25 protein-coding genes, 1 tRNA gene and 1 other RNA gene are annotated in these 23,372 nt (G+C 38.4%); 21 read left to right on the forward strand and 6 right to left on the reverse strand.

All coding sequences use genetic code 11. The annotated features are described in order from the left end of the window. Positions 1-310: 310 nt before the first annotated feature. A non-coding RNA gene (gene ssrS / locus I6F47_RS09905) (6S RNA) lies at positions 311-493 on the reverse strand. Between the two features lie 193 nt (positions 494-686). On the opposite strand from ssrS, the gene I6F47_RS09910 reads away from it, so the two are divergent. The 5 genes from I6F47_RS09910 (at position 687) to I6F47_RS09930 (ending at position 7,068) form a co-directional block, all read left to right on the forward strand. Further along, positions 687-1,250 (forward strand): UPF0149 family protein, encoded by a 564-nt coding sequence (locus I6F47_RS09910; RefSeq protein ID WP_007587323.1) that lies wholly within the window; start codon positions 687-689, stop codon positions 1,248-1,250. A gap of 30 nt (positions 1,251-1,280) precedes the next feature. Further along, positions 1,281-2,603, forward strand: coding sequence for a Xaa-Pro aminopeptidase (pepP, locus tag I6F47_RS09915; protein ID WP_197183759.1), 1,323 nt, complete (start codon positions 1,281-1,283; stop codon positions 2,601-2,603). 15 nt (positions 2,604-2,618) lie between these two features. Continuing rightward, on the forward strand, positions 2,619-3,806 hold the full coding sequence (ubiH, locus tag I6F47_RS09920; protein ID WP_197183760.1) for a 2-octaprenyl-6-methoxyphenyl hydroxylase: 1,188 nt from the start codon (positions 2,619-2,621) through the stop codon (positions 3,804-3,806). After that, positions 3,803-4,969 carry an FAD-dependent monooxygenase gene (locus tag I6F47_RS09925; protein WP_101216069.1) on the forward strand — a complete coding sequence of 389 codons (1,167 nt, stop codon included), beginning with the start codon at positions 3,803-3,805 and terminating at the stop codon, positions 4,967-4,969. The genes ubiH and I6F47_RS09925 overlap by 4 nt, the downstream gene beginning before the upstream one ends. A 197-nt stretch (positions 4,970-5,166) precedes the next feature. Continuing rightward, entirely contained in the window at positions 5,167-7,068 is a 1,902-nt protein-coding gene (locus I6F47_RS09930; RefSeq protein ID WP_024608972.1) for an alpha/beta hydrolase family protein, read from the forward strand. Positions 7,069-7,336: 268 nt separating this feature from the next. Here I6F47_RS09930 and I6F47_RS09935 read toward each other — a convergent pair whose 3' ends face one another. Then, positions 7,337-8,536, reverse strand: a complete 1,200-nt coding sequence (locus I6F47_RS09935) for an alpha/beta hydrolase-fold protein (protein ID WP_197183761.1) — start codon at positions 8,534-8,536, stop codon at positions 7,337-7,339. 377 nt (positions 8,537-8,913) lie between these two features. Between I6F47_RS09935 and rpsF the strand changes: the two genes are divergently transcribed. The 9 genes from rpsF (at position 8,914) to alr (ending at position 15,312) form a co-directional block, all read left to right on the forward strand. Next, positions 8,914-9,255, forward strand: a complete 342-nt coding sequence (rpsF, locus tag I6F47_RS09940) for a 30S ribosomal protein S6 (RefSeq protein ID WP_007378473.1) — start codon at positions 8,914-8,916, stop codon at positions 9,253-9,255. 43 nt (positions 9,256-9,298) lie between these two features. Continuing rightward, positions 9,299-9,616, forward strand: coding sequence for a primosomal replication protein N (gene priB / locus I6F47_RS09945; protein WP_004588456.1), 318 nt, complete (start codon positions 9,299-9,301; stop codon positions 9,614-9,616). Between the two features lie 12 nt (positions 9,617-9,628). Then, positions 9,629-9,856: a 30S ribosomal protein S18 gene (gene rpsR, locus I6F47_RS09950; protein WP_007378475.1), complete on the forward strand. Its 228-nt coding sequence runs from the start codon at positions 9,629-9,631 to the stop codon at positions 9,854-9,856. Between the two features lie 35 nt (positions 9,857-9,891). Further along, a complete protein-coding gene (gene rplI / locus I6F47_RS09955) occupies positions 9,892-10,344 on the forward strand; it encodes a 50S ribosomal protein L9 (RefSeq protein WP_002962755.1) in 453 nt (150 codons plus the stop codon). Between the two features lie 430 nt (positions 10,345-10,774). Next, positions 10,775-11,323 carry an RNA polymerase sigma factor gene (locus tag I6F47_RS09960; protein WP_197118040.1) on the forward strand — a complete coding sequence of 183 codons (549 nt, stop codon included), beginning with the start codon at positions 10,775-10,777 and terminating at the stop codon, positions 11,321-11,323. After that, complete coding sequence (locus I6F47_RS09965) at positions 11,310-11,792, forward strand: hypothetical protein (protein ID WP_197183762.1); 483 nt, start codon at positions 11,310-11,312, stop codon at positions 11,790-11,792. Before I6F47_RS09960 ends, I6F47_RS09965 begins: the two co-directional genes overlap by 14 nt. A gap of 9 nt (positions 11,793-11,801) precedes the next feature. After that, positions 11,802-12,740, forward strand: a complete 939-nt coding sequence (locus tag I6F47_RS09970; protein ID WP_165735845.1) for a DUF4097 family beta strand repeat-containing protein — start codon at positions 11,802-11,804, stop codon at positions 12,738-12,740. A 113-nt stretch (positions 12,741-12,853) separates the two neighbouring features. Continuing rightward, positions 12,854-14,233, forward strand: coding sequence for a replicative DNA helicase (gene dnaB / locus I6F47_RS09975; RefSeq protein WP_007587308.1), 1,380 nt, complete (start codon positions 12,854-12,856; stop codon positions 14,231-14,233). Further along, on the forward strand, positions 14,233-15,312 hold the full coding sequence (gene alr, locus I6F47_RS09980; RefSeq protein ID WP_007587306.1) for an alanine racemase: 1,080 nt from the start codon (positions 14,233-14,235) through the stop codon (positions 15,310-15,312). Before dnaB ends, alr begins: the two co-directional genes overlap by 1 nt. 19 nt (positions 15,313-15,331) lie before the next feature. On the opposite strand, the gene I6F47_RS09985 is transcribed toward alr, so the two are convergent. Then, positions 15,332-15,571, reverse strand: coding sequence for a DUF2960 domain-containing protein (locus tag I6F47_RS09985; RefSeq protein ID WP_007587305.1), 240 nt, complete (start codon positions 15,569-15,571; stop codon positions 15,332-15,334). A gap of 107 nt (positions 15,572-15,678) precedes the next feature. Between I6F47_RS09985 and I6F47_RS09990 the strand changes: the two genes are divergently transcribed. The 3 genes from I6F47_RS09990 to I6F47_RS10000 all read left to right on the forward strand — a co-directional run bounded on the left by I6F47_RS09990 (position 15,679) and on the right by I6F47_RS10000 (position 17,565). Further along, on the forward strand, positions 15,679-15,930 hold the full coding sequence (locus I6F47_RS09990; protein WP_007587304.1) for a hypothetical protein: 252 nt from the start codon (positions 15,679-15,681) through the stop codon (positions 15,928-15,930). 201 nt (positions 15,931-16,131) lie between these two features. Further along, positions 16,132-16,749: a nicotinamide riboside transporter PnuC gene (gene pnuC, locus I6F47_RS09995; protein WP_182195042.1), complete on the forward strand. Its 618-nt coding sequence runs from the start codon at positions 16,132-16,134 to the stop codon at positions 16,747-16,749. Positions 16,750-16,752: 3 nt separating this feature from the next. Next, entirely contained in the window at positions 16,753-17,565 is an 813-nt protein-coding gene (locus I6F47_RS10000) for a phosphotransferase (RefSeq protein ID WP_197183763.1), read from the forward strand. Here I6F47_RS10000 and I6F47_RS10005 read toward each other — a convergent pair. Next, positions 17,562-17,744, reverse strand: a complete 183-nt coding sequence (locus I6F47_RS10005) for a hypothetical protein (RefSeq protein ID WP_007587299.1) — start codon at positions 17,742-17,744, stop codon at positions 17,562-17,564. The genes I6F47_RS10000 and I6F47_RS10005 overlap by 4 nt on opposite strands. A gap of 246 nt (positions 17,745-17,990) precedes the next feature. On the opposite strand from I6F47_RS10005, the gene I6F47_RS10010 reads away from it, so the two are divergent. The 3 genes from I6F47_RS10010 to I6F47_RS10020 all read left to right on the forward strand — a co-directional run bounded on the left by I6F47_RS10010 (position 17,991) and on the right by I6F47_RS10020 (position 19,518). Further along, positions 17,991-18,065 (forward strand) — tRNA-Arg (locus I6F47_RS10010). A 213-nt stretch (positions 18,066-18,278) separates the two neighbouring features. Continuing rightward, complete coding sequence (locus I6F47_RS10015; protein WP_024589710.1) at positions 18,279-18,812, forward strand: hypothetical protein; 534 nt, start codon at positions 18,279-18,281, stop codon at positions 18,810-18,812. Position 18,813: 1 nt separating this feature from the next. Beyond that, the gene (locus I6F47_RS10020) at positions 18,814-19,518 is read left to right on the forward strand and encodes an NRDE family protein (RefSeq protein WP_197183764.1); all 705 of its coding nucleotides are present in this window, start codon (positions 18,814-18,816) and stop codon (positions 19,516-19,518) included. A 119-nt stretch (positions 19,519-19,637) separates the two neighbouring features. Here the strand turns inward: I6F47_RS10020 and I6F47_RS10025 are convergent, their stop codons facing one another. Continuing rightward, complete coding sequence (locus tag I6F47_RS10025) at positions 19,638-21,401, reverse strand: lysophospholipid acyltransferase family protein (protein ID WP_197183765.1); 1,764 nt, start codon at positions 21,399-21,401, stop codon at positions 19,638-19,640. Positions 21,402-21,753: 352 nt separating this feature from the next. On the opposite strand from I6F47_RS10025, the gene I6F47_RS10030 reads away from it, so the two are divergent. Beyond that, positions 21,754-22,968, forward strand: a complete 1,215-nt coding sequence (locus tag I6F47_RS10030; protein ID WP_197183766.1) for an HD-GYP domain-containing protein — start codon at positions 21,754-21,756, stop codon at positions 22,966-22,968. Here the strand turns inward: I6F47_RS10030 and I6F47_RS20590 are convergent. Continuing rightward, complete coding sequence (locus tag I6F47_RS20590) at positions 22,928-23,251, reverse strand: hypothetical protein (protein ID WP_024600722.1); 324 nt, start codon at positions 23,249-23,251, stop codon at positions 22,928-22,930. The genes I6F47_RS10030 and I6F47_RS20590 overlap by 41 nt on opposite strands. Between the last annotated feature and the right edge of the window lie 121 nt (positions 23,252-23,372).

Below are 23,372 nucleotides of genomic sequence, written 5' to 3' on the forward strand. Positions count from 1 at the left end.
TAAATTGCACTATAACGTCGTTAAAAATTTTTTATTTAGAACAACTAGATATAAAAATTTTTGCCTAGTTCTAGCGTAATTTTCTTAACGTTAAATAGACCTCATATATAAGCAGATTGGTATAACTTCACTCTAATACGTGATTATTAAAGCTGTAGGTAAGTAATTACCTGCGGCTTTTTTTATAAGCTAAAAAGTAATATTAGACAATAGAAGATAAGTGAATAAAAAATTTAGATAAATATAAGAATAAACAGGAAGGTTAATTTTTTTTGATAAAGCCTTTTAAAGGCGAGGGTTTGCTAAAAAGGTGTTCCCCAAGATACGGTACTCGGTTTCAGTCCTGAAACCAGAAGGTTTCAGGGCGGGAATCTGCGGTTTACCGTAGGCTTCTCGGTACATGCCGAGCCTGCACAATAGTAGACGAACAGAAACCCTGGTATAAAATTTATCGGCTCAGGGACTTAACTAAGCTCCGGTACCCCAGGGAACAATTTAAGTATATAAGACATAATCCAATCCTTAAACCCCAAACGTAAAAAATTATATCGTTCGCTTAGTTTTTCCGCACCTTTAACTCATCATTTACTTTATCGCATGGTTTTTGAGCTTGATCATACAATTAATTGGAGTTGCTTTTTATCGAGTGGTAGCATTGCCTTAACTTGCAAAGCGAAGATTCGATTATGAACGATTTACCCGATTACGAAAAAGCTCAACTGCTTTTAGAAAAAAACGAAATATTTGTATCACCTGCTGAAGCGCATGGTGTGATTAGTGGTTTACTTGCGTGTGGTTTAACCATTGACGACAAAGAATACTTAGGCCTTTTGAGTGATGTGTTTAACGATGGTGAATCGTTTAGTAACGATTTAAAGCAGTTTTTTGGCACTATTTATAAGCAAGTAGTCGCGAGCTTTAATGATGATGAATTTCAGTTTGATTTATTTTTACCAAGCGACGACGAAACACTCATCGATCAGGCTAATGGCCTCGTATCATGGGTAGCGGGTTTTATGCTTGGTTTTGGTTTAAAGCAAAAAGACTACGGTAAACTATCGAGTGATGTTAAAGAGGTTATTACTGACTTTAGCGAAATCACTCGCCTAGATACTACTTTTGAAGAAACCGAAGAAGACAGCCAAGCGCTGCACGAAGTGATTGAATATGTGCGTGTATCAGCACTACTTTGTTTTGCAGAGCTTGGTAAAGAGCAAAGCACGCAAAGTACTAAAAAAACACTTCATTAACTTTTAAAAAGTAAAACGGGTTGGTTAATAATGGTTGAAGTACAAAAGTCAGAATTTAAAGCACGTCGCGAGCGCTTACTTGCTCAAATGGATGAAAATAGCGTTGCTATTATTCCCGCTGCGAGCGAAGTGACGCGCAGCCGCGATACCGAATATGCATTTAGACAAGATAGCGACTTTTTTTACTTAACTGGCTTTAACGAACCCGACGCCGTACTTGTACTCTGTAATAACAGCGATGCACCCAGTACTTTATTTTGCCTAAATAAAGACAAGCTTGCAGAAATTTGGCATGGCCGCAGAGTTGGCTTTGATAAAGCTAAAAGTGACTACCTGTTTGATGAAGCTTACCCGCTAAGTGAATTAAACGATAAAACACTCGATATGCTAAATGCAAAAAATGCGCTCTATTTTGCACAAGGTGCGTACCCCTCATTTGATACCAAAGTGTTTTCGTTACTAGGTACCCTTCGAAGTGGCTCTCGAAAAGGCCTCAAAGCACCGAGTAATTTAAAAGAAATACGCGGTCTTATCCACGAAATGCGTTTGTTTAAATCGCCAAGCGAGATAGATGTTATGCGAGAAGGCTGTGAAATTAGTGCGCGAGGGCACATGCGCGCTATGCGTTATTCGCATGCGGGTGCCACAGAGTTTCAGCTAGAAGCAGAGCTACATCATCATTATGCAATGAACGGTGCGCCTCATCCTGCGTACGGCACAATTGTTGGTAGTGGCGACAACGCCAATATTTTACATTACACACAAAATAGCGATGTTTTAAAAAGTGGTGACCTAGTACTTATAGACTCCGGTTGTGAGTTACAAGGTTACGCTGCTGATATAACGCGTACATTTCCGGTAAATGGTCAATTTAGCGAAGAGCAAGCCGCGCTTTATAATATTGTACTTAAAGCGCAAGAAGTTGCTTTTGATGAGGTAAAACCCGGTGGTTATATGTCGCATGCTAATAAACTAGCAATGGAAGTAATGACCCAAGGTTTACTCGACTTAGGTATTTTAATTGGCGACTTTGACGAGCTAATGGCAAAAGGTGCGTGTAAAGAATATTACATGCACGGGCTTGGGCATTGGCTTGGTTTAGATGTACATGATGTTGGCGATTACAAAGTAAATAACGCTGAGCGTGCATTTGAGCCGGGTATGGTACTCACCATAGAGCCAGGGCTTTATATAAGCGAAGACTCAAGCGCACCGCAAAAATACAAAGGCATTGGCATTCGTATCGAAGATAACTTGCTAGTTACCGAAACCGGCCATGAAAACTTGACCCTAAGCGTACCTAAAAAAATTAGCGATATAGAAGCACTTATGCAAAGTGCTAAAAACGTATAAAGCTCGGAGAGTAAAGTGGCTAAGCAGTTTGATGTAGTTATTATTGGCGGTGGTTTAGCGGGAGCAAGCTGCGCATTAAGTGTGGCTAAAACTAATCCCGCGTTAAATATTGCCGTTGTAGAAGCTAATCAAGTAACCGGCGACTACCACCCAAGCTTTGACGACAGAAGCATTGCACTTGCTCAGCAATCGGTAGAGTATTTACAAAGCCTCAATTTATTTGAGCAAAATGCCCCTTACACCGCAGCAATCAAAAAAGTGAGCGTGTCTGATAGAGGCCACTTTGGCAAAGCGCACATTAATTGCGACGAATTTGCTAAGCCCTCACTTGGTTACGTAGTAGAAGTTAACCCTTTTGGCCGAGCGCTTCACCTGCGTTTAACGCAGTCAAATATTACGCTTTTGTGCCCCGATAGCGTAATTGCCATTGAGCAAACTTTGCATAGCAATACACTCACCTTACAAAGCGGCGAGCAATTAAACGCCAAGCTATTGGTTATTGCTGATGGCGCACAATCACCAACACGTAGTTTACTTGGGCTTGGTTTTAATACCCAGCCTTATGAACAAGGCGCAATTATTGCTAATGTAGAAGTGGCTGGTGGGCATAATAATCATGCCTTTGAGCGTTTTACACAAAACGGGCCTATGGCGTTATTACCCATGAGCAATAACCGTTATTCGTTAGTGTGGTGTATGAACCAAGATCAGGTTGAACAGCACATGGCACTCAGTGAACAAGGCTTTTTAAGTGCCCTGCAAAGCGCGTTTGGTTATCGCGGTGGTCAATTTACTAAAGTAGGCATGCGCACGAGTTACCCGCTCGTTTACGGGCAAGTTGAGTCTTTAACTGCGCACCGTACAGTGGTTATTGGTAATGCTGCACATGCGATTCATCCTATCGCAGGGCAGGGTTTTAATTTAGGTCTTCGCGACGTACAAGTACTTAGTAATTTAATAGCAAATAGCCAACACGATTTAGGCAGCTATGCGTTTACACGTGAATATTCAAAAAAGCGCAGTGATGATATAAAAACCGTAATGAGTTTAACCGATGCACTTGTTAGGCTTTTTTCGAACTCATCGCGAGTGCTCGCATTGGGGCGCAGTATTGGGTTGTTTTCGATGGATTTATTTCCCGCATTAAAAGCGCCATTAGCTAAACAGTTAATGGGGCAAGTTAAACAAGGTAGGCGTTTATGAAGCAAGCACAGGTTTGTATTGTAGGTGGCGGCTGTGTAGGGCTAACACTAGCACTTGGATTGGCAAAAGCCGATATAAGCGTCGTTGTACTCGACGGCGCACCAACACAAGCGTTACCAACTGACGAATATGGTTTGCGTGTAAGTGCGTTAAGCATTGCAAGCCAAACCTTGCTTGAACAATTAAATGTATGGCCCGAAATTATCGCACAGCGAGCGTGCGCTTATACACATATGGATGTACGTGATGCCGACAGCTTTGGCAAAATAGCGTTTAATAACGAGCAACTTGAGCTTGAACATTTAGGCCATATTGTTGAAAACGACATTATCCGCTTTGCGCTTATAAAAGAGCTAGAGCAACAAAGCAGTGCAACACTAATGTTTGATACACAGTATCAGCAAATACATCAAAGCGAATCTGATGTATTTATAACACTTAAAAGCGGCGAGCCAATTATTGCAAAACTGCTGGTGGCGGCTGATGGTGCAAATTCAGCTATACGTAAACAATTTAATATGGCGCTTAGTTTTAAAGATTACGATCACCATGCGCTAGTCGCGACAGTTAAAACTAAAGAGCAACATGCAAACACCGCACGCCAAGTCTTTTTACCAACAGGGCCACTCGCGTTTTTACCATTGAGCGATGAGCATACTCATTCAATTGTGTGGTCTACCAGCCCCAATCATTGTGATGAATTATTAGCAATGGACGACACCGCCTTTAATAAAGCCGTAATGGCTGCAATTGATGGTCAATGCGGGCTGTGTGAAGTGCAAAGTGCGCGCACTGCTTTCCCACTTAAAATGCGCTACGCCCAGCAATGGGTTTCAGGCAAAGTGGTACTCATTGGCGATGCTGCACATACAATCCATCCACTTGCAGGGCTTGGTATGAACCTAGGCCTAAAAGATGCGGCTTATTTAATTGAGCTTTTAACAAGCGATAGCAAGGAGTTTGCAAGCACTCGCACACTGCGCGATTACGAGCGCACTCGTAAGCTCGATGCACAAAAGCACATAGCTATGATGCAAGGGTTAAAAGAGTTATTTGAAGGTGCAAACCCAGTTAAAAAACTTATTCGTGGAGTAGGGCTATCATTAGTTGATAATCTTGGGCCAATCAAGCACCTGTTCGCCAAAGAAGCGATAGGAAAGTGATGTAGGTTGAGTGAAACAAAACCCAACGAGAAAAGCGGTTAGTTATTCGCTTTTAATAAAAAACCGATGTTTAATTTAAGCATCGGTTTTTTATTAAAATAAATTAAGTACTTACTTTGTATGTTTTTTCGGTAAACTTTGTTATTTTTACATTAAATATGATAAAAAGTTTTTACTAAATTTTAAGGAAGAAATAAATGTTAAAAATAACACTCTTATTTTTTTTATTAACTGCGTCTGTAGTTCATGCAAAAGATAAACCGTGGGAGTCTTACGCTAAACTTCCAATGGTAGAGCAACCACAAATATCGCCAAATGGAGAAATGATAGCAACACTTTATAATACTGCTGAAGGTCCTACTATTAGTTTAGCTAAATTTCCTAGTATCGAATTCAATATATTAGCAAGTCTCAAAAAAGATAAAGACAGAGTCGACTTTATTCGTTGGTCAGGTAATAAATATATCATTGTTTCTGCTAGTTACCCTGAATATGTCAATGGTCAATACATGAGAGTTTCAAGGTTATATTCGATCAATGTTGAAACCAATGAAAGTAAAATGCTAACTACGCGACGTTTTTCTGAATATAGGTGGTATAGATATCAGAGTTTCAGACTCGTTTCCTCACTTAAAAATGAGCCAGATTTCGCGCTAGTGTCAACGTTTGATGAAAAAGATAAAGCTTATTCTGTTTTTAAAGTTGAATTAGGTGATTCTAGTTTTGATAAAATTCAGAGGAATAAAGAAAATATTGGAAGTTGGTATGCAGACCCTAAGGGAGTTTTACGCCTGGGGATCGCAATTGATAAAAAAGATGATAAGTTTATTGCTTCAATATGGTATCGAGCAAAGAAAGATGAAGCATTAAAAATGATTCATACCCATATTTTGGGTGAAGATAGTACTTTCTCCATCCAAGGCCTTAATGAAGATGGTACAAAAGCTTACGTCCTTTCTGATCGTGTATTACACAGACAAGCTTTATGGTCATATGATATCGAGTCAGGGGAGTTTGAAGAGCTTGTTTATAGTAATGATAAATACGATATAAATAATGCAATCGTTAATAGTGAGGGCGATTTTATAGGGGTTGGCTACTATGATGATTTCTACAAGAGCCATTATTTTTCAGAGGTAGACGGTAAGCAAGAGCTTATGGTTGCTAATTTATTTGGTGATAAGCAAGCTAGTATTGTTAGCCGTAGTAAAGATAGAACACGAATTCTTGTAAATGTAATAAGTGATTCAGTCAGCCCTACTTATTATTATTTTGATTTAAACACAAAGAAAGGCGGCGCTTGGTTATCTAAATTTCCTTATTTAGCACGTAATAAATTTGTACCAGTGCAAAACTATAGCTTTAAAGCGAGCGATGGAGCTGAAATCTCAGGCTATTTTACAAAACCAGAAGGGGTTAAAACTCCGCCGCTAATTGTAATGCCTCACGGAGGGCCTCATAGTCGAGACTACAAATACTTTAATCGAGAGCTTCAATATTTAGTTAGTTTAGGTTATGCGGTATTGCAAGTGAACTTCAGGGGCTCAGAAGGTTTTGGTAGTGCTTTTGAAACTGATGGTTATTATCAGTGGGGTAAACGTATGCAACAAGATGTATATGATGCAATGGATTGGGCTACTAGAACCGGATTAACATCAAAAAATAATGCATGTATTTATGGCGCAAGTTATGGTGGTTATGTTGCATTAACAGCTGCATGGCAAGAGCCCGATCGCTTTAAATGTATTATTAGTATTTCTGGAATATCGGATTTAAAAGGGTTAGTTGAAGATGAAGAGCGACAAGATGCCTACCTAGGTAATATTGTTGATATGACTGATAGTAAAGCCGTTGATGCATTATCTGAGGTTTCGGCAATCAATATGATTAACCGAATTAAAGCCCCACTTTTACTTATCCATGGGACAAAAGATACGAGAGTTGACTATCGACAATCAAAATATTTTTATGATAAAGCAAAGCGAAATTTAGATATAAAGTATGTTGAAATTGATGACGGAACACACTTTTTTGATGACCCAGAAAGCTTAAAAGTACAATACAAAGAGGTTACTGAGTTTCTTAAAAAACACTTGTAAATAAATGAGTGAGCGTTTTTTAACTCGAAACCTATTTTAAATTTACTAGTTATTATAAAAAACCGATGTTTAGTTTAAACATCGGTTTTTTGTTTTAAAATAGTTTTGAACATATTTAAAGCCGCGCTTTTCACGCGAGCAAGTTCGGCGCCTACATGCAAAGTTTAACACTGAGCTTAATTTTACCTGTAGGCGTTTAGCTTGCTGACGCGACGAGCGTAGCTCGTAATTACTATCGTTAGTTAAAAAGCGCTTTGCGTTAAATCAGTTACAAATTCTTTTGTGCTTCATTCACCATATCTTTGAGCGCATCAATTAACAGCGGGTCTTTTTTGTTTTCTTTTGCAAGCTCGAGTGCGTGTTTCATGCTGGTAACGGCTTCTTTAAACTGTTTGTCTGCAGTGTACCCTTGCGATAAACGCATGTGAGAATAAGTTGCATTTGGGTAATGGGTAGTAAAGTGTTTAAGCGTGGTAATAGCTTTAGCTGTATTACCAAACTTTTGCTGGCTATGAGCAAACTCTACGTATACATCTTGTGGAATTTTAAGCTCAAACCCGTACTTATCACTAAGTGCTTGGTAATAACCTGTAATGAGCGATACATCAGCAAACTTTCCGTGCTCGTCAGTAACCTTAAATATTAGGTCGCTAAATAAGTGAATTAGGCTATCGCTAAGCGCTGGTAGTATAGTGCCCATATGAGTAAAAGCGGGATAATGTTTATATTCCCATTTAAGCTGCGAGGGCGTTTGTTGTTCTAAATTTATCAAAGTATTTAATACGCCTGTATAAAAGCGTGCTCCTTCGCTTGCTACACTAATAAATAACGACTGATCACCTTTAGGGTTTTTAGTGTATTTTATAATATTATTTTTTAATTCCTCATCACTCCACCAACTGTTTGGGCTTATAGCTATATAGTTATTAAATAACTCAGGCTGATTAACTAAAGTATAAAGCGCTAAAGTACCTGCATTAGAGTGGCCAATTAAGGTGTTGTAGCCGTTAGTTGAGTAATTACTGTTTATATAAGGCATGAGTTCATCAGACACAAAGTTTAAAAACTTGTCGGTTTGTCCTGCGTCAGGCCATTTGTTTTTAACAAAAGTTTGAAACTCTGTTTTAGGCTCGCCTCCTACTTTTGGTAAATAATCGCGAACACGGTTAGTTGTATCAATACCAACGAGCATTGCGTTAGGTATCTGCTCGTAATCAACAAGGGATTTAATAACACCAGACACCGTATGAAAGTGCTCAACACCATCAAGTAAATAAATAACATAAAGCGGCTGATCGTCTTTTACAGTGTCAGGTATGAAAATTTTAATGGGTCTGTCTTCGTTAAGTATTTTTGACTGCAGAATGACTTTTTTACCAACGGTTATGTCAGTTGTATTGGTTTTTGCGTGGCTTAAAAATGGTGTACTAAAAGTAAGTATTAATACAAGCGATAGTAAGAGCTTCATAAATATCCTTATTTAATAATATATTGCTTAATAATTGCACGGCTTTAAGCTTGAGTAAATGTTTATATTTTCGGGGTAAACATACAGCTTAAGCAATTAAAAGCTATCGCTTTTCACGCGAGTAAGCTCGGCTTCTACAAGAGACATTGCACTCTGTGCTTAACTTTTTCGGTAGGCGAGCAGCTTGCTGACGCGACGAGCGAAGCTCGTAATAATTACCTTTTAACTCTTATCTATAAAAGCTTAAAAAACCTGCTTGCTTAATTATCCGTCTAAGCGTAAAATGCGCGCTCATTTCGGCTTTTAAACTATTAATTCCTTGCCTTAAACCGACCGGCCGAAACGGTAGAAGGCTCTATTAACCGTAAGGAATATCCATGCGTCATTACGAAATCGTATTCATGGTTCACCCAGATCAGAGTGAGCAAGTTGCTGGTATGATCGAACGTTATACTGGTTCTATCACTGAAGCTGGTGGTGTTATCCACCGTCTTGAAGATTGGGGCCGTCGTCAATTGGCTTACCCAATTAACAAGCTTCATAAAGCTCACTATGTTCTTATGAACGTTGAAGCACCAACTGAAGTAATCAGCGAGCTAGAAACTACTTTCCGCTACAACGATGCAGTGCTTCGTAACTTAGTTATCCGCACTAAAACTGCTGAAACTGAAGCGTCTCCTCTTGCAAGAGAAGAGAAGAAAGAAGCACCAGCTGCTTAATTGTTTTGAGTCCTAGCATGGCATGTAATCAGCAGTTACTATAATGGTTAGCCCATATATGAATCAGCTGGTTATATCTGGGGTAGTTTGTAAAACTCCCAAGTTTAGCCAAAGCCCTGCTGGCATCCCGCATTGTATTTTTGTTGTAGAACATAAATCGATGCAAACCGAAGCAGACCTTAACCGTAATAGTTACGTGAGGCTTCAGGTAGTTGCCAGTGGAAAGCAAATGCAACAACAGACTCAACATTTGCACGTTGGGCAGGCATTGCAAGTGAGTGGTTTTTTAAATCGCCACGAAGGTCGTAACGGCCTTAGCCAATTGGTTTTGCATGCTCAGCATATAGAAAGAATTATTTGAGGAATTAATCTCATGGCACGTTATTTCAGACGTCGTAAGTTCTGCCGCTTTAAAGCGGAAGGCGTAAAACAAATCGATTACAAAGATCTAGCTACTCTTAGAAACTATGTTACAGAAAGTGGCAAAATCGTACCTAGCCGTATCACAGGTACTAGCGCTAAATTTCAGCGCCAGCTAGCAACTGCTATTAAGCGTGCTCGCTACTTAGCCCTTCTTCCATACACTGACTTACATAAGTAAGCAGCGGATTAACAGTTTTTAAAAGGTGTAGAAACATGCAAGTTATTCTACTAGATAAGATCGCTAACCTAGGTAGCCTAGGTGAACAGGTTGTAGTTAAATCTGGTTTCGCACGTAACTTCCTTTTCCCTCAAGGTAAGGCAGTTCCTGCGACTAAAGCTAACATTGAAACGTTTGACGCTCGTCGTGCAGAACTTGAAGCGAAAATCGCTGAACAGTTAGTTGCTGCACAAGCACGCGCTGAAAAACTAGAAGCATTAGCAGAAGTTACATTAGTATCTAAAGCTGGTGACGAAGGTAAGTTATTCGGTTCAATCGGTACTCGTGACATCGCTGACGCTATCTCAGCTGTTGGTGTTGAAGTTGCTAAGTCAGAAGTTCGTTTGCCTCTAGGTACTATCCGTGAGACAGGTGAATTTGACGTATCAATTTCAGTTCACTCAGACGTAACGGCTACTATTAAAGTAATCGTAATCGCTGAAGCTTAATTTTTAATTAAGCGACAAAAGCCGTGCTATTAGCACGGCTTTTTTGTGTCTGTAATTTGGCTAATTTTAATTAGTTAAGGGCACAGTTAAATAATATCAATCCGCAATAATACTTAATCATTTTGCGGGGCTAAACGTGTCGCTACCTGTGTTAAAAAATTCTCATTTACGACTGCATGGATGCAGAAGGTAGAGCAATGCAGGAGCAATTGCCGAGAACAACTAAATGGCGAATTTTTTGTCTAGCTATCAACACGTTTTTCCATCCTCAAAATAGATCACTTAATTAAGCGAATTGGTATAAAGCCTCGTACAAGCCCCTTTTTTATTCAATTATTTTTTTATTCCCTTTAAACCTTTTCGAACTGTTATTACGTCTAACTTATCAATACACTAACTCAATAATAATAATTAAAAGGCGACATCACGGATGTTACACGTTAAACCCGAACAAACGCCTTTATGCGAAGCTACACTCATTGAGCGTGTTAAATCAGGTGATCAAGGCGCATACACAACGCTTTATGAGTTACATATAAAACGAGTCTACGGTTTATGTTTACGTTTATTAGCCGACCAAGCGCATGCTGAAGATGCAGCCCAAGAAGTGTTTGTACAGGTATGGCGTAAAATAGCATTGTTTGATGGGCGTTCGCAGTTTTCTACTTGGCTTTACAGTGTTGCAAGTAATGTAGCAATTGGTTACTTACGCAAGCAAAAAAATTGGCTGCAAAAAGTAGTGAGCATTGAACACTGCGGGATGGATGAGCAATCAGCTAATGACTGCAAAGGCTTAAATGGTCTCGATAAATTAATAGTAAGGCTTCCTGAGCGCGCACGTATGGTATTTGTGTTGTTTGCAATCGAAGGTTACAGGCACGAGGAAATAGCCGAGCAGTTAGGTATGGCTGTTGGTTCAAGTAAATCGCAATATCATCGTGCTAGGCAGCTACTACAAGAGTGGTATGAAAATGAATAAACCAAATTTTGACGACTATTTAAATGAGTCATTAAACACGCTTGATAAAGACATTACGCCACAAAAAGACCTGTGGGCGGGAATTGAGCGAGCAATGGTTAGTAATAAGCAGGACCTAAAAGGAACTGCTATTTGGCCAAAACTAACAGCAATAGCTGCCTGCACATTAGCGGCTTTAATTGCTGTAAATCTAATTGTTATAGCGCCCAAGCCACAACCCGTAGTGGCTATAAGTGATTACTTTTCGGCGCAAAAAAACAGTTTGTTGGTTGAATATGAAAATAAAGAAGCATTGACCACTAACTGGCAAACGCAGCTACAAGAGCTTGAAAACGCAGAGCAAGCAATAAAGCAAGTTCTTGAAAATGAGCCACAAAACCAAGCGCTACTAACAATGTTAGCGCAAATATATCAACAACAACTTGATTTAATTAACAAGGTGCACGCGCCACGTTGGCAGCACATTTAGGAGTACGACATGAAAGCGATTTTATTAGGACTGAGCTTATTTCCGTTGGCGGTATTAGCGGGTGAAAAAATAGATAAGCAAATAGACGTACCAAGTGGCGGCACTATTTTTATTGAAAACCAACGCGGTGATATACATATTACAGGCTGGGATAAAAACGAATTTAAAGTATCTGGCGAGCTTGATGACAAAGCCGAGGGTTATGAGCTTAAAACAAATGGTGATAAAACTCAGTTTATTGTAAAAATGCCACGTAAATCAAATTGGGGTAATAATGGCGATGGCTCAAGCTTAACCATATTTATGCCTAAAAGCAGTAGTTTAGAGTTTGCTGGCGTTAATGTATCGGTGACTGCGAAAGAGCTAAAAAATGGCGCTGAAGTTGACGTGGTTAATGGCGAAATTACGGTAGATGATATTACTGGCAACATTAAGCTCACCACCGTAAATGGTGATGTAAATGCAGAAAACCTAAGTGGTAATATTCAATTTGAAACCGTAAATGGCGAAATTAACGATAGAAAATCAAGTGGTGAACTACGTTTTAGCGCTGTTAATGGCGATATTAAATCAACCTCAAGCGCCAATGATGTGCGCCTTGAAAATGTAAATGGCGATATAGATTTTACGCTATCGTCAATTAAAAACTTACGTATTAACACGGTGAATGGCGAAGCCGAAGTACATATTAAAGAGCTTTTAAAAGGCGGTGATGTACGTTTTGAATCGGTAAGTGGCGATGGTGATTTTTACTTTCCTGACAGCGTATCTGCAAATTTTGAAATTAAAGCGCACGCTAATGGCAAAATCATTAATAAAGTTACTAGCGATAAAGTCAGTAAAGCTAAATACGGCCCAGCCAGTGATTTAGAATTTAGCATTAATGGCGGTAATGCTAATGTTGAAATGGATACAATTAGTGGACGCATAGAGCTTCGTATTAAATAACGCTCATTCACTTTCACGATTACAAAAAGCAGGAAAAGATTTCCTGCTTTTCTATTTGCACAGCCCCTTCAAGTCGATAGAATAGAGCCATTCAATTTTACTACTGTGAAGTTATGGCCAAACCAGATAAGCAAGTCGATACACTTAAAGTTCCTCCCCATTCAATAGAAGCTGAACAATCTGTTTTAGGTGGCTTAATGCTTGATAACCAAGCTTTTGACCGCGTAGCGGAGCTTGTTGTATCACAGGATTTTTATACCCGCACGCACAAGTTAATTTTTGAGGCGATGACGGCACTTGCTGAGATTGGCGATCCGATAGATTTAATCACTATTTCTGAAAGTTTAGAAAAAAATAATAAACTGGCAGGAATTGGTGGCTTTGCTTATTTAGCAGAAATAGCTAAAAACACGCCAAGTGCTGCTAACATTGACGCTTACGCAAGTATTGTACGCGAACGTGCTGTTGTACGTGAAATGATTGGCGTAGCGAACGAAATTGCAGAAGCGGGTTTTAACACCGAAGGGCGTACCAGTCACGACTTACTCGATTTTGCCGAAAGCAAAGTGTTTAAAATAGCTGAGCAACGAACAAAAAATAATGAAGGCCCGCAAAGCATTCATAGCATCCTTGAAAAAACCGTTGATAAAATAGAAGAGCTTTATCAATCACCACAAGATGGTGTTACGGGTGTAAGTACAGGTTATGCCGATCTAGATAAAATGACGACGGGCTTACAGCCATCTGACTTAATTATTGTTGCAGCGCGTCCATCAATGGGTAAAACCACTTTTGCGATGAACCTTGCAGAACATGCCGCAATGACTCAAGACAAACCAGTATTAATTTACTCTCTAGAGATGCCTTCAGAACAAATTATGATGAGGATGTTAGCGTCTCTTGGCCGTATAAACCAAACTAAGGTACGTACTGGTCAATTAGATGATGACGATTGGGCACGACTTTCATCAACAATGGGCTTGTTGATGGAAAAAGGTAAAATGTACGTTGATGATGCGTCGGGCTTAACACCTACCGATGTGCGTTCACGTGCAAGGCGTATAGCCCGCGACCACGGTGGCATTAGTATGATCATGGTCGATTACTTGCAGTTAATGCGTGTACCAAGCCTTGCTGATAACCGAACGCTCGAAATTGCTGAAATTTCACGTTCACTTAAAGCACTAGCAAAAGAGCTAAAATGTCCGGTTGTTGCGCTTTCGCAGCTTAACCGTACGCTAGAGCAACGTGCCGATAAACGTCCTATTAACTCAGATTTACGTGAGTCAGGGTCGATAGAGCAGGATGCCGATTTAATCATGTTTATTTACCGTGATGAAGTTTATAACGAAGACAGTACTGACAAAGGTATTGCCGAAATTATCATAGGTAAACAACGTAACGGCCCAATTGGTAAAGTGCGTTTAACATTCCAAGGTCAATTTTCTCGCTTTGATAATTACGCGGGACCAGCGGTAGATGACGATTACTAATGCGCTTAGCCACTGCTGAAATTAATTTAGCTGCACTTGCGCATAATTTAGCGCAAGTTAAGTGCTTTGCACCTAACAGCAAAGTAATGGCGGTGCTAAAAGCAAATGCTTACGGGCATGGTTTAGTAACGATTGCGCAGCATTTAAATAATGCTGACGCATTTGCTGTGGCGCGTATAGATGAAGGGCTTGCCCTTCGAGCTGGGGGCTTAACAAAGCCAATAGTTTTACTAGAAGGCTTTTTTAACAAAGCCGACTTACCTATTTTACTCGCTAATAACTTTCAAACTATTATTCATGACGAATACCAATTAGCCGCGCTTGAAAAAGCAAAGCTCGATGCGCCAATAACATGCTGGTTAAAAGTAAATACAGGTATGCATCGACTAGGTATTGCGCCAGAGCAGTTTGAAGAGTTTTATAACCGCTTACAAAAAACACCTAACGCCAAAAATACCGTTAATTTAATGACCCACTTTTCGTGTGCTGATGATGTTGATAATGCCAAAACGGTTCAACAAATCACGTTATTTGATAACTTAGTGAATGGTATTGACCAAGCACATTGTTTATCAAATTCTGCTGGTATTATTGCATGGCCGAGCGGCCATGGTGATTGGGTACGCCCTGGGCTTATGCTATATGGCGTATCGCCAATGGCAAATAGTATTGGGCAACAACACAAATTAAAACCAGTTATGCGCTTAACTACGCGCGTAATTGCGGTGCGTAATGTACCAGCGAATGAGGCGGTAGGGTATGGTGGTCGTTGGAAAAGCGATAAACCAACCAAATTAGCTGTTGTGGCTATGGGTTATGGCGATGGTTATCCTCGGCACGCTAAAGAGGGCACACCAGTAATAATTGGTAAGCAGCGTTATGGTATTGTTGGCAGTGTTGCTATGGATATGATTAGCGTAGATATAGGCGCTAATGAGCACAATATTAAAGTGGGCGACAGAGTCACTATGTGGGGCCCTGAGCTACCAGTTGAAGAAATAGCATTATGCGCTGATACTATCCCTTACGAGCTATTATGTAATATTACACCGCGCGTAAGTTATGAGTATCAGCGTTAATACAGCTATAAAGCGGTATTTACTCTTTTATAAAGTAAACGTCGCTAAAGCCCATACGGGCAAATTCTTGGTCGCGAAAGTTACGAACAGAAGCAGACCCTTTTGAGGTCATTTCTATTTGCTGTACCATGCTTAAGTAATTAGTTAGATCAATACCTTCGGCGGCAGCAATTGCTTGATACATGTCGTGGTATTTATCTTTAGCGAAATTAATCTCGCGCGGTTCGTTTTTATATTTGTAGGTTATTCTACGTGCCATTTTAAGCTCATTTCAATTGAGTGTTGCAGCGATTTTACACTGTATTTAATAACGGCTCTAGCATTGAATGACTTGTTGTAATCGGTAATTAAAATAAAGAGTCAAAAATGAAATTATCAGTAGAGATCAGTAAATACCCACTTCACCAAGATTATATCCCGTTTATTCAGGGCTTTATTGACAGATTAAACGAATACGATGATTTAAAAGTGATTACTAACACGTTATCAACGCAAATTTTTGGTGATTACGATTTAGTAATGCAGGTGTTAAATACCGAAATTAAGCGCTCATATGAAGAATTTGGTAAAGCTATTTTTGTATGTAAGTTTCTCTCTGGCGACTTATCGCCTGAATAACCTATAATACCAACCTGCATAAATCTTTGATCAATTTAACGAATTAAATTGCACTATAACGTCGTTAAAAATTTTTTATTTAGAACAACTAGATACAAAAATTTTTGCCTAGTTCTAGCGTAATTCCCTTAACGTTAAATAGACCCCGTATATAAGCAGATTGGTATAACAATCTGCACAACTAAACGGTAACTGCATAATATGGACTTTTTAACACAAACCTTAAGTGGTTTTACAGCAATGTCGCATTGGGAGTACATTGCGGTAGGGTTGTCGATGGCTTATTTATTATTAGCAATAAAAGAAAGCTTATGGTGTTGGCCAGCGGCATTTTTTAGCACGCTCATTTATACAATAATGTACTGGAATGGTGCATTACTTATGGAGTCATTACTTAATTTTTATTATATGTATATGGCTGTATTTGGATGGGTTGTATGGCGTAAAGGCAAAGCTGCAAATTTAAATATTACATCGTGGTCGATGAACCGCCATGCTGTTTTAATTAGTTTAACAACTATAGCTGCAATAGCTATTGGTTACGTTATGCAAAACTATACACATGCTGATTTTGCTTATCTTGATAGCTTTACAACTTGCTTTGCAGTAGTAACTACTTACTTAGTTGCTAAAAAAGTCCTCGAAAACTGGCTGTACTGGATTGTTATAGATGCAGCTTCTATGTATTTATATTACGAAAAAGGTTATTACCCAACGCTAGCACTCTTTATATTTTATACCATTATGGCAGCGTGGGGCTTTAAAACTTGGTACGAAGAGTACGAACAAAGCCAAGCTAAGCCTCTAGCACAGCTTTAATCAATGATTGAGCATACTCAGTTAGTAAAAATGTGTAGTGCGTTTATAGAGCCTACAAGCATTGTTTCAAGCGAGCGATTACTTAATGGCTTTAGTAACGATAACTTTTTAATACGTACCGAGCAACAAGGGTATTTGTTAAAGTGTTATAAAAGCCATTGGCCAAGTGACGGCCTTGAAGCGCAGCGCTTTTTAAGTGACTTTAATATATGTCCAGCGCCTATTTGGCTTGATAAAAAAAACGGTCGTGCGGTATTTAATTATATTGAAGGCAAGAGCGCGCAATCGGATATAACGCTTAGCTTTATTAATAAACTTGCTCAAGTGCACAATTACACAGTGTCTACCGTGCCAATGGATATAGCTAAAGAGCTTCATTTTTATCAAAACACCGGCGTATATACGCAATATAAACTTCAAATAGAGCAGGCACTCAAAGCAGTTACAGCTATGTCATTTAATGCAGGTTTTTGTCATAACGACTTAGTAAAAGACAACATTATTGTAAATGCTTCAGGTATGTATTTAATTGATTTTGAATACGCACAAACTAACGATGTGTATTTTGATTTGGCAGCCCTTGCAGTGAGCTTTAATTTTAATGAGAGCAGTGAAAGTGCATTGTTAAATAACTATAAAAATAGCATCGATAAAACAAAAACGTTTGATCTTTCAATAGATAAGCTGAATTACTATAAGCTGTTTTTTTTAGTGTTATGTATTGGCTGGTACGAAGAGCGCGGCATAACTAATAAATCTGTAATGTTACGCGCGCAGCTAACTAAACTCGTTAATAATACTTTTTATAGATGTTAAAGGCCACCAAAGCGCTCGGCTAGCTCTTTGTATTTAGTTACTTCGGCTGTATCAAATTGTGGTTCGCCATTTTCATCTTCTGATTTAGCAATTAATAAACTCTCTCTAGAAAGACGTTTTACACGCTCTACTTTTACACCTAAAAACTCAGCAACTTGCTCAGTAGACATTAAACTCATCATTATTTCCTCGTATTAAATTAATCCGCACAGCGACAATCATAGTTTCAATGTTGCTAAACCGTTACTGTTTCTTATTCAATAAGAATAAATAGCGTGTTTTTAAGCCATTGTGAAGTGTTTTATTTAAAAGAGTTTAATTAATAAGCATATAAGCTGATGTTACTGGTATTTATTTAAAGATCTCTTTATCATTGCTGATGCTAAAGCACTGATATCGCGAGTTGGTGTGGAGGCAACAAATGTGCTCTCGTGGTGAAATGGATATCACGTGGCCCTCCGGAGGCTGAGTTGTAGGTTCGATCCCTACCGAGAGCGCCATTTGCTTTTACATCTACTAATATTCCCTCTATATTATCTAGCTTTTCATTAATTACTTTTGTATTTAAAAATGTATTACTGCATAAATTTTGAAATTTTATTGTAAGAACAGCTTTCTAGTTATTTATACAATGCAAAATTGCATTATTCAAAATGTTATCTAACGTTATGTATGCATATACGACGAAATTATAAATGAGGAAAACCGATTCAATGTTAAATAGTCAGTTAGAAATACTCGCTCAAGGACATGCTTATCTTGAAAGTGTAACTAAAGAGGATTATTCGCAAATCGTTGCTCCTAATTTCATTAGTTCAGCTGGGTCACATATGCGCCACATTATCGATCATTACCAATCTTTAATGACGGGCTTTGGTATAAATAATATTGATTATGATAGTCGCCTACGCGGCAGTAATATTGAAAGTAATCCCTGCGAAGCTATAAAAAAAATTGCCGAGATAGCATCGTGGATTGAACAGCTAAGTACAGATGATTTTAATAAACCGCTGTTACTTTCAAGCGAAGTATCAATTAAAAGTAAAAATGTACAAACTGTAACAACCTCATTAGCACGAGAGCTTATATTTGTAGGAAGCCATGCAGTACATCACTATGCGATGATTTCACAAATTACCTTTGCACAAAAAGCATCATTCGACCAGAACTTTGGGTTAGCACCAAGTACAGCCACTTTTTTGAGAGAAAAAAGCCAACAAAGCCAATTAAAATCACTGCAAAGTTAATATGTGCACTTTAAGTTACTTCCTAACTGATGATGGCTACGAGTTGTTTTTTAATCGTGATGAACAAAAAACGCGAGAAATGGCAATCGCCCCAAGTAAGCACACAGATAACGCAATTTACCCTATCGATCCGCAAGGGGGTGGTACTTGGCTTGGTGTATCGCATTGGGGGCAAACATTAGCTTTATTAAACGATTATCAAAGTGCATTTGATATAACTGCCGTAAAGCACAGCAGAGGCCTCTTAATCCCGCATTTACTAAGCAATAATACCCCTGCATTGTCTCAATTAAAAAATATGGATTTATCGGGTTATGCACCTTTTAAATTGTGTATTTTTCCGGATAAATTATCGCTAAATAATAGTCACATCGCTTTTGTTCGGTGGGACACAAAACAATTAATCGATTGCCAAGTTGAATCGCTTGCAACGTCATCTGGCGTTGAGCTAGAAACGGTGACACAAAAGCGTAAACAACAATTTAAACAATTTATTGACTTAAGATATCCTGCAAGTGAGCAGTTTTTAGCATTTCATTACAGCAAAGCCGAGCAAGGCCAATATGGTGTAAATATGCAAAGAGAAGATGCAATGACAGTCAGTATTAGCCATATTAAAGTTGGTAACACTATACGCTTTAATTATTTTGATAAGCAGTCTCAGCTCATTAGCAGCATTAGTTGTTTAAAAGTGGCTGCAGCTTAACTAAATATTTTTATAGCTATAACTATTACATAATTAAAAACAAAAAAGTCGATGTAATTAATTACATCGACTTTTTTGTTAACTGTATTTTACCTGCTGTATTAATACAGCGATAAAAATTATAAGTGATTTATATAACCATCTTTTTTATCGCCAAGATAGAGCTTAAGTAGCTTTTCAGGTGCGCTTGGTAGGTGCACACTTAAAAGTAATCCTGGGGTGTGATTAAAGTTACTGTCAATTCCCATACAATGAAATTGAGCGCCTAGCTTATGATATTGCCTTAATAAAATTGGTATGTCTTTTTTATCTTCTTCTATTCCCATAACCAATGTTGATACATGATCTATGTTTAACGTGTGATCACTAATAAAGTCTTCAAACTCTGGATGAATTTTATTATTAAAAGGCGTATTGGCGCTAACACCTTGTTTATTATTAACCATAGCATGGTCAATAATTGCGACAGAACGAGGGTCGTAAAGCTTACTTAATGAAACCGTGCCATATAAAGTCCTATAACGTGGGTTTTGCGCCATAAACGCACCGATCCCTTTAAATAGCAGTAATAAGCCATGGTAACTGCCTTGATGTTTTTGAACTATAAACGAGCGACCCATTTCCAAGCACGGCTGTTGTTGATTAATAAAAGAGGGTTCAAAATTAAACATTTGCGATAAATAAAGGGCGCTCACGTCGCTATTTTTTTGTAATAAATCAGTTTGTCCAATTCGATAAGCTCCAATGATCTCTTCATTTTTATGATCAAAAATAAATAAATGCATGTAAGTTGCGTCAAACTTATCGGTATCACATGGCTCGCCGCTTCCTTCGTTTAATGTACGAAAGGTTATTTCTCTAAGGCGTGTTATTTCAGCAACACAATTAGGTATTTGATCTTGATAACCGTAATAAACGGAGTAACTTTTAAAGTCTAATAAGTGCTGCTCGCTTGGTAAGCTAGCAATTTCACTCGTCATTTTTGTTTTATCAACATCCTGCATAATCGCTTTTAGTTGCATTGACTGGGCATCTTCTTGCCAAGGTGTTACAAAGCGTTCATCGTTTAAATAGCAAAGCAGGCGCGCAATATCGTTAATGTCGTCAGTTTTCTCAAATTTATTTAATAACTTGGGTGTAAGTAAATTACCAGCACCTAAATTAATGGACCTTTTTTGAATTTTAAGTAATTCACGTATTAGCATTAATAATCTAAATCGGTAGTAAATACGTCCCAAATTGTAAAACATAGGGCTATTTTGACCACTAATAAACACAGGTAATAAAGGGGCTTGTGTTTTTAAGGCTAGTTGAGCCGCTAAGCGATTCCATTGACCGTCGGTTACACGTTGTTTTTTTGATTGAAAAAACGAAACCCTGCCAGCAGGAAAAACCACAAGTAAACCATCGTTATTTACATGTTTAAAACACTGTTTAATTGCACTGGTATTAATAGCTGCTTTTGGTTTTAGCGGATTGGCAAAAATAAAATAATCTTTAATTTCTGTAAATATTTTTAAACCAACGTTAGCCATTACTTTAGTATCGCTACGATAATGGGTGAGTAATTTGGCAATTATTACGCCCTCAATCATGCCATAAGGGTGGTTACATACTACTATGCAAGGGCCTTGTTTAGGTATTTTGTTAATAACACCTTGTGCGCCAAGTACATTAATACCCAATACATTTAAAAGCTTTTCACTAAACTCCTGCTTATCTAAACCCGATAAATTATTAGAGAGGTATATATCACGCAGTTTATTTATACCTAATAAGCTATCGAGTAGTGGAGCGGCTACTTTTAATATATGACCCAAAGGCGAGGCTGTGTTTATTGCAGCCACACTTAGGTTTGATACGGGGTGGTTTAGTTTTGTCATATATTAGTACTCTTAAGAATTTAAAGCAGTTGTTATTAAGTGCTGTGTATATTGAGACCGAGGCAAAACAATATTATGTTCAAGAAAGGTTAATAAAGTTCGCTTTTTTATAATGATTAGATAAATTTTATAGCTAAATCACCTGCTTTTTAGTGATAAGCAATTTAGTGTAGTTGAGATGAAAGCGTTTAATTATTAAAAAGTAAAATAATCAGAATTACAGTGCAGCTCTAATAGGGCTGTAAATAATGGTTTTAGTTATATATAACTACTTACAACTCAAAAACTAGACTTTTAGGCTTAATTAATGCTATTTAAGGTACATATTCCTTAATAGAAAAATCCCGCCTTTATGCTAATTACTTTGCCCGTGTCTGAGCTTACTCCTGGTATGTATGTTGATAGCGTTACTAAGCAACATGAAGGGATCAATAGCATAAAAATTAAGACCAGTGGCTTAGTACGCGATAGATCTATTATTAAGCGTTTAGTCTCTGAAGGGGTGCTTGAGCTGCTTATAGATTTTGCTAAAGGTGATGCCCCAGTTCCTGCCAAATATAAGCCTCAAAGCAAACCTAAAACATCTAATAGCCAGCAAAAAGCCGAAAAAACACCTATAGCAATCTCAATTGAACAAGAATTTGCTAAAGCGAGTGTCAATTACGATCAGCATGGCCGAAAGCTACAGTCGTTATACGGTGACTTAACATCTGGCCTGAGTGTTAATATAAAAGTGCTTGATGAAATAGCCAGCGAAATAGTCAGCTCAGTTTTTCGTAACGCCAACGCCATGACTATTCTTACTCGTATAAAAGATAAACACAGCTATAACTGGCGGCATATGATCAACTGCGCCATTTTTACCGCTGTATTTGCTAAATACTTAGGGTACAAAATGACTGTTGTGCAAGAGCTTGCCATGGGCGCGTTACTTCATGATTTAGGCCAAGCTAAATTACCGCAGGGTATATTTTCAAAGCCAACTAAGGTTACTAATAATGAGCTCTTAGCGATTAAAAAGCATGTAGCGCAAGGTTTGGGTTTAGTTAAAGGTGAGAAGGGTATAACACCCCTTATGCTTGATATGATAGTGAATCATCATGAGCGCTTAGATGGCTCTGGTTATCCGCGAGGCCTGCAGGCTGAAAAGTTAAGTCGCCCGGCGCGTATAATGGCAATTGTAGATGTGTACGATGCAATGACTGCCGATAGAATGCATCAAGATGGTGATGAACCTATTAATGCATTACGTTATTTATTAGCCAATAAACACTTGTTTGATGGTGAGTTAGTGCAGCGGTTTATAAAGTGTTTAGGGGTTCATCCGGTAGGGACTATTGTAAAATTAACGAATGAGCGTTTAGCGCTAGTGCTTGAGGGAAATGTACTTAATCCTATTAAGCCTAAAATTAAGCTATTTTATAACGCTAAGCACAATCATCATGTTACACCAAAAGACATTGATTTAAGTGAGCACACCCAAGAGCTTAAAATACTATCAAGCGTTAAGCCCTTAGATTATCAGATTAATTTGTCTCGCCTGCTAAAAGAGCATTTGTTGAATTAGCCTTACTGCATTGCCTTTTTTTAGTTTGTTTTGCTGAAATAAATGCACCCAAAAAGCAACTTCCCATCAGTGTTAACCATAGCAAAGTGCCTAGCTCTACGTGCAATGCAAAACAACACAGGGCTAAAGAGATCAACGCATTTAACATTGCCCCTAGCCAATAATGGTTTACGGGATTATCGCATTGTCCTGCTTGAGTACAGGCGCAGTAGTTTGCTTTGTAAAAGCAAAACACACTCGCCCCACAAAATATTAGCCCTGTAATAATAAATAAAATGATCACAGTTTCACTTCCTTTGCGATTTTATAATGAGTGTAAGTGGCCGCTAAACTCAAGTCAATCTAAATGATAATTAATTACAGTTAGAGTGTTTGCTCTAATAGCACACTTCTAGTCCGATGAG

Origin of the sequence: Pseudoalteromonas sp. NZS37, from assembly GCF_015864265.1 — a bacterium.
Taxonomy (GTDB): Bacteria; Pseudomonadota; Gammaproteobacteria; order Enterobacterales; family Alteromonadaceae; genus Pseudoalteromonas; species Pseudoalteromonas arctica.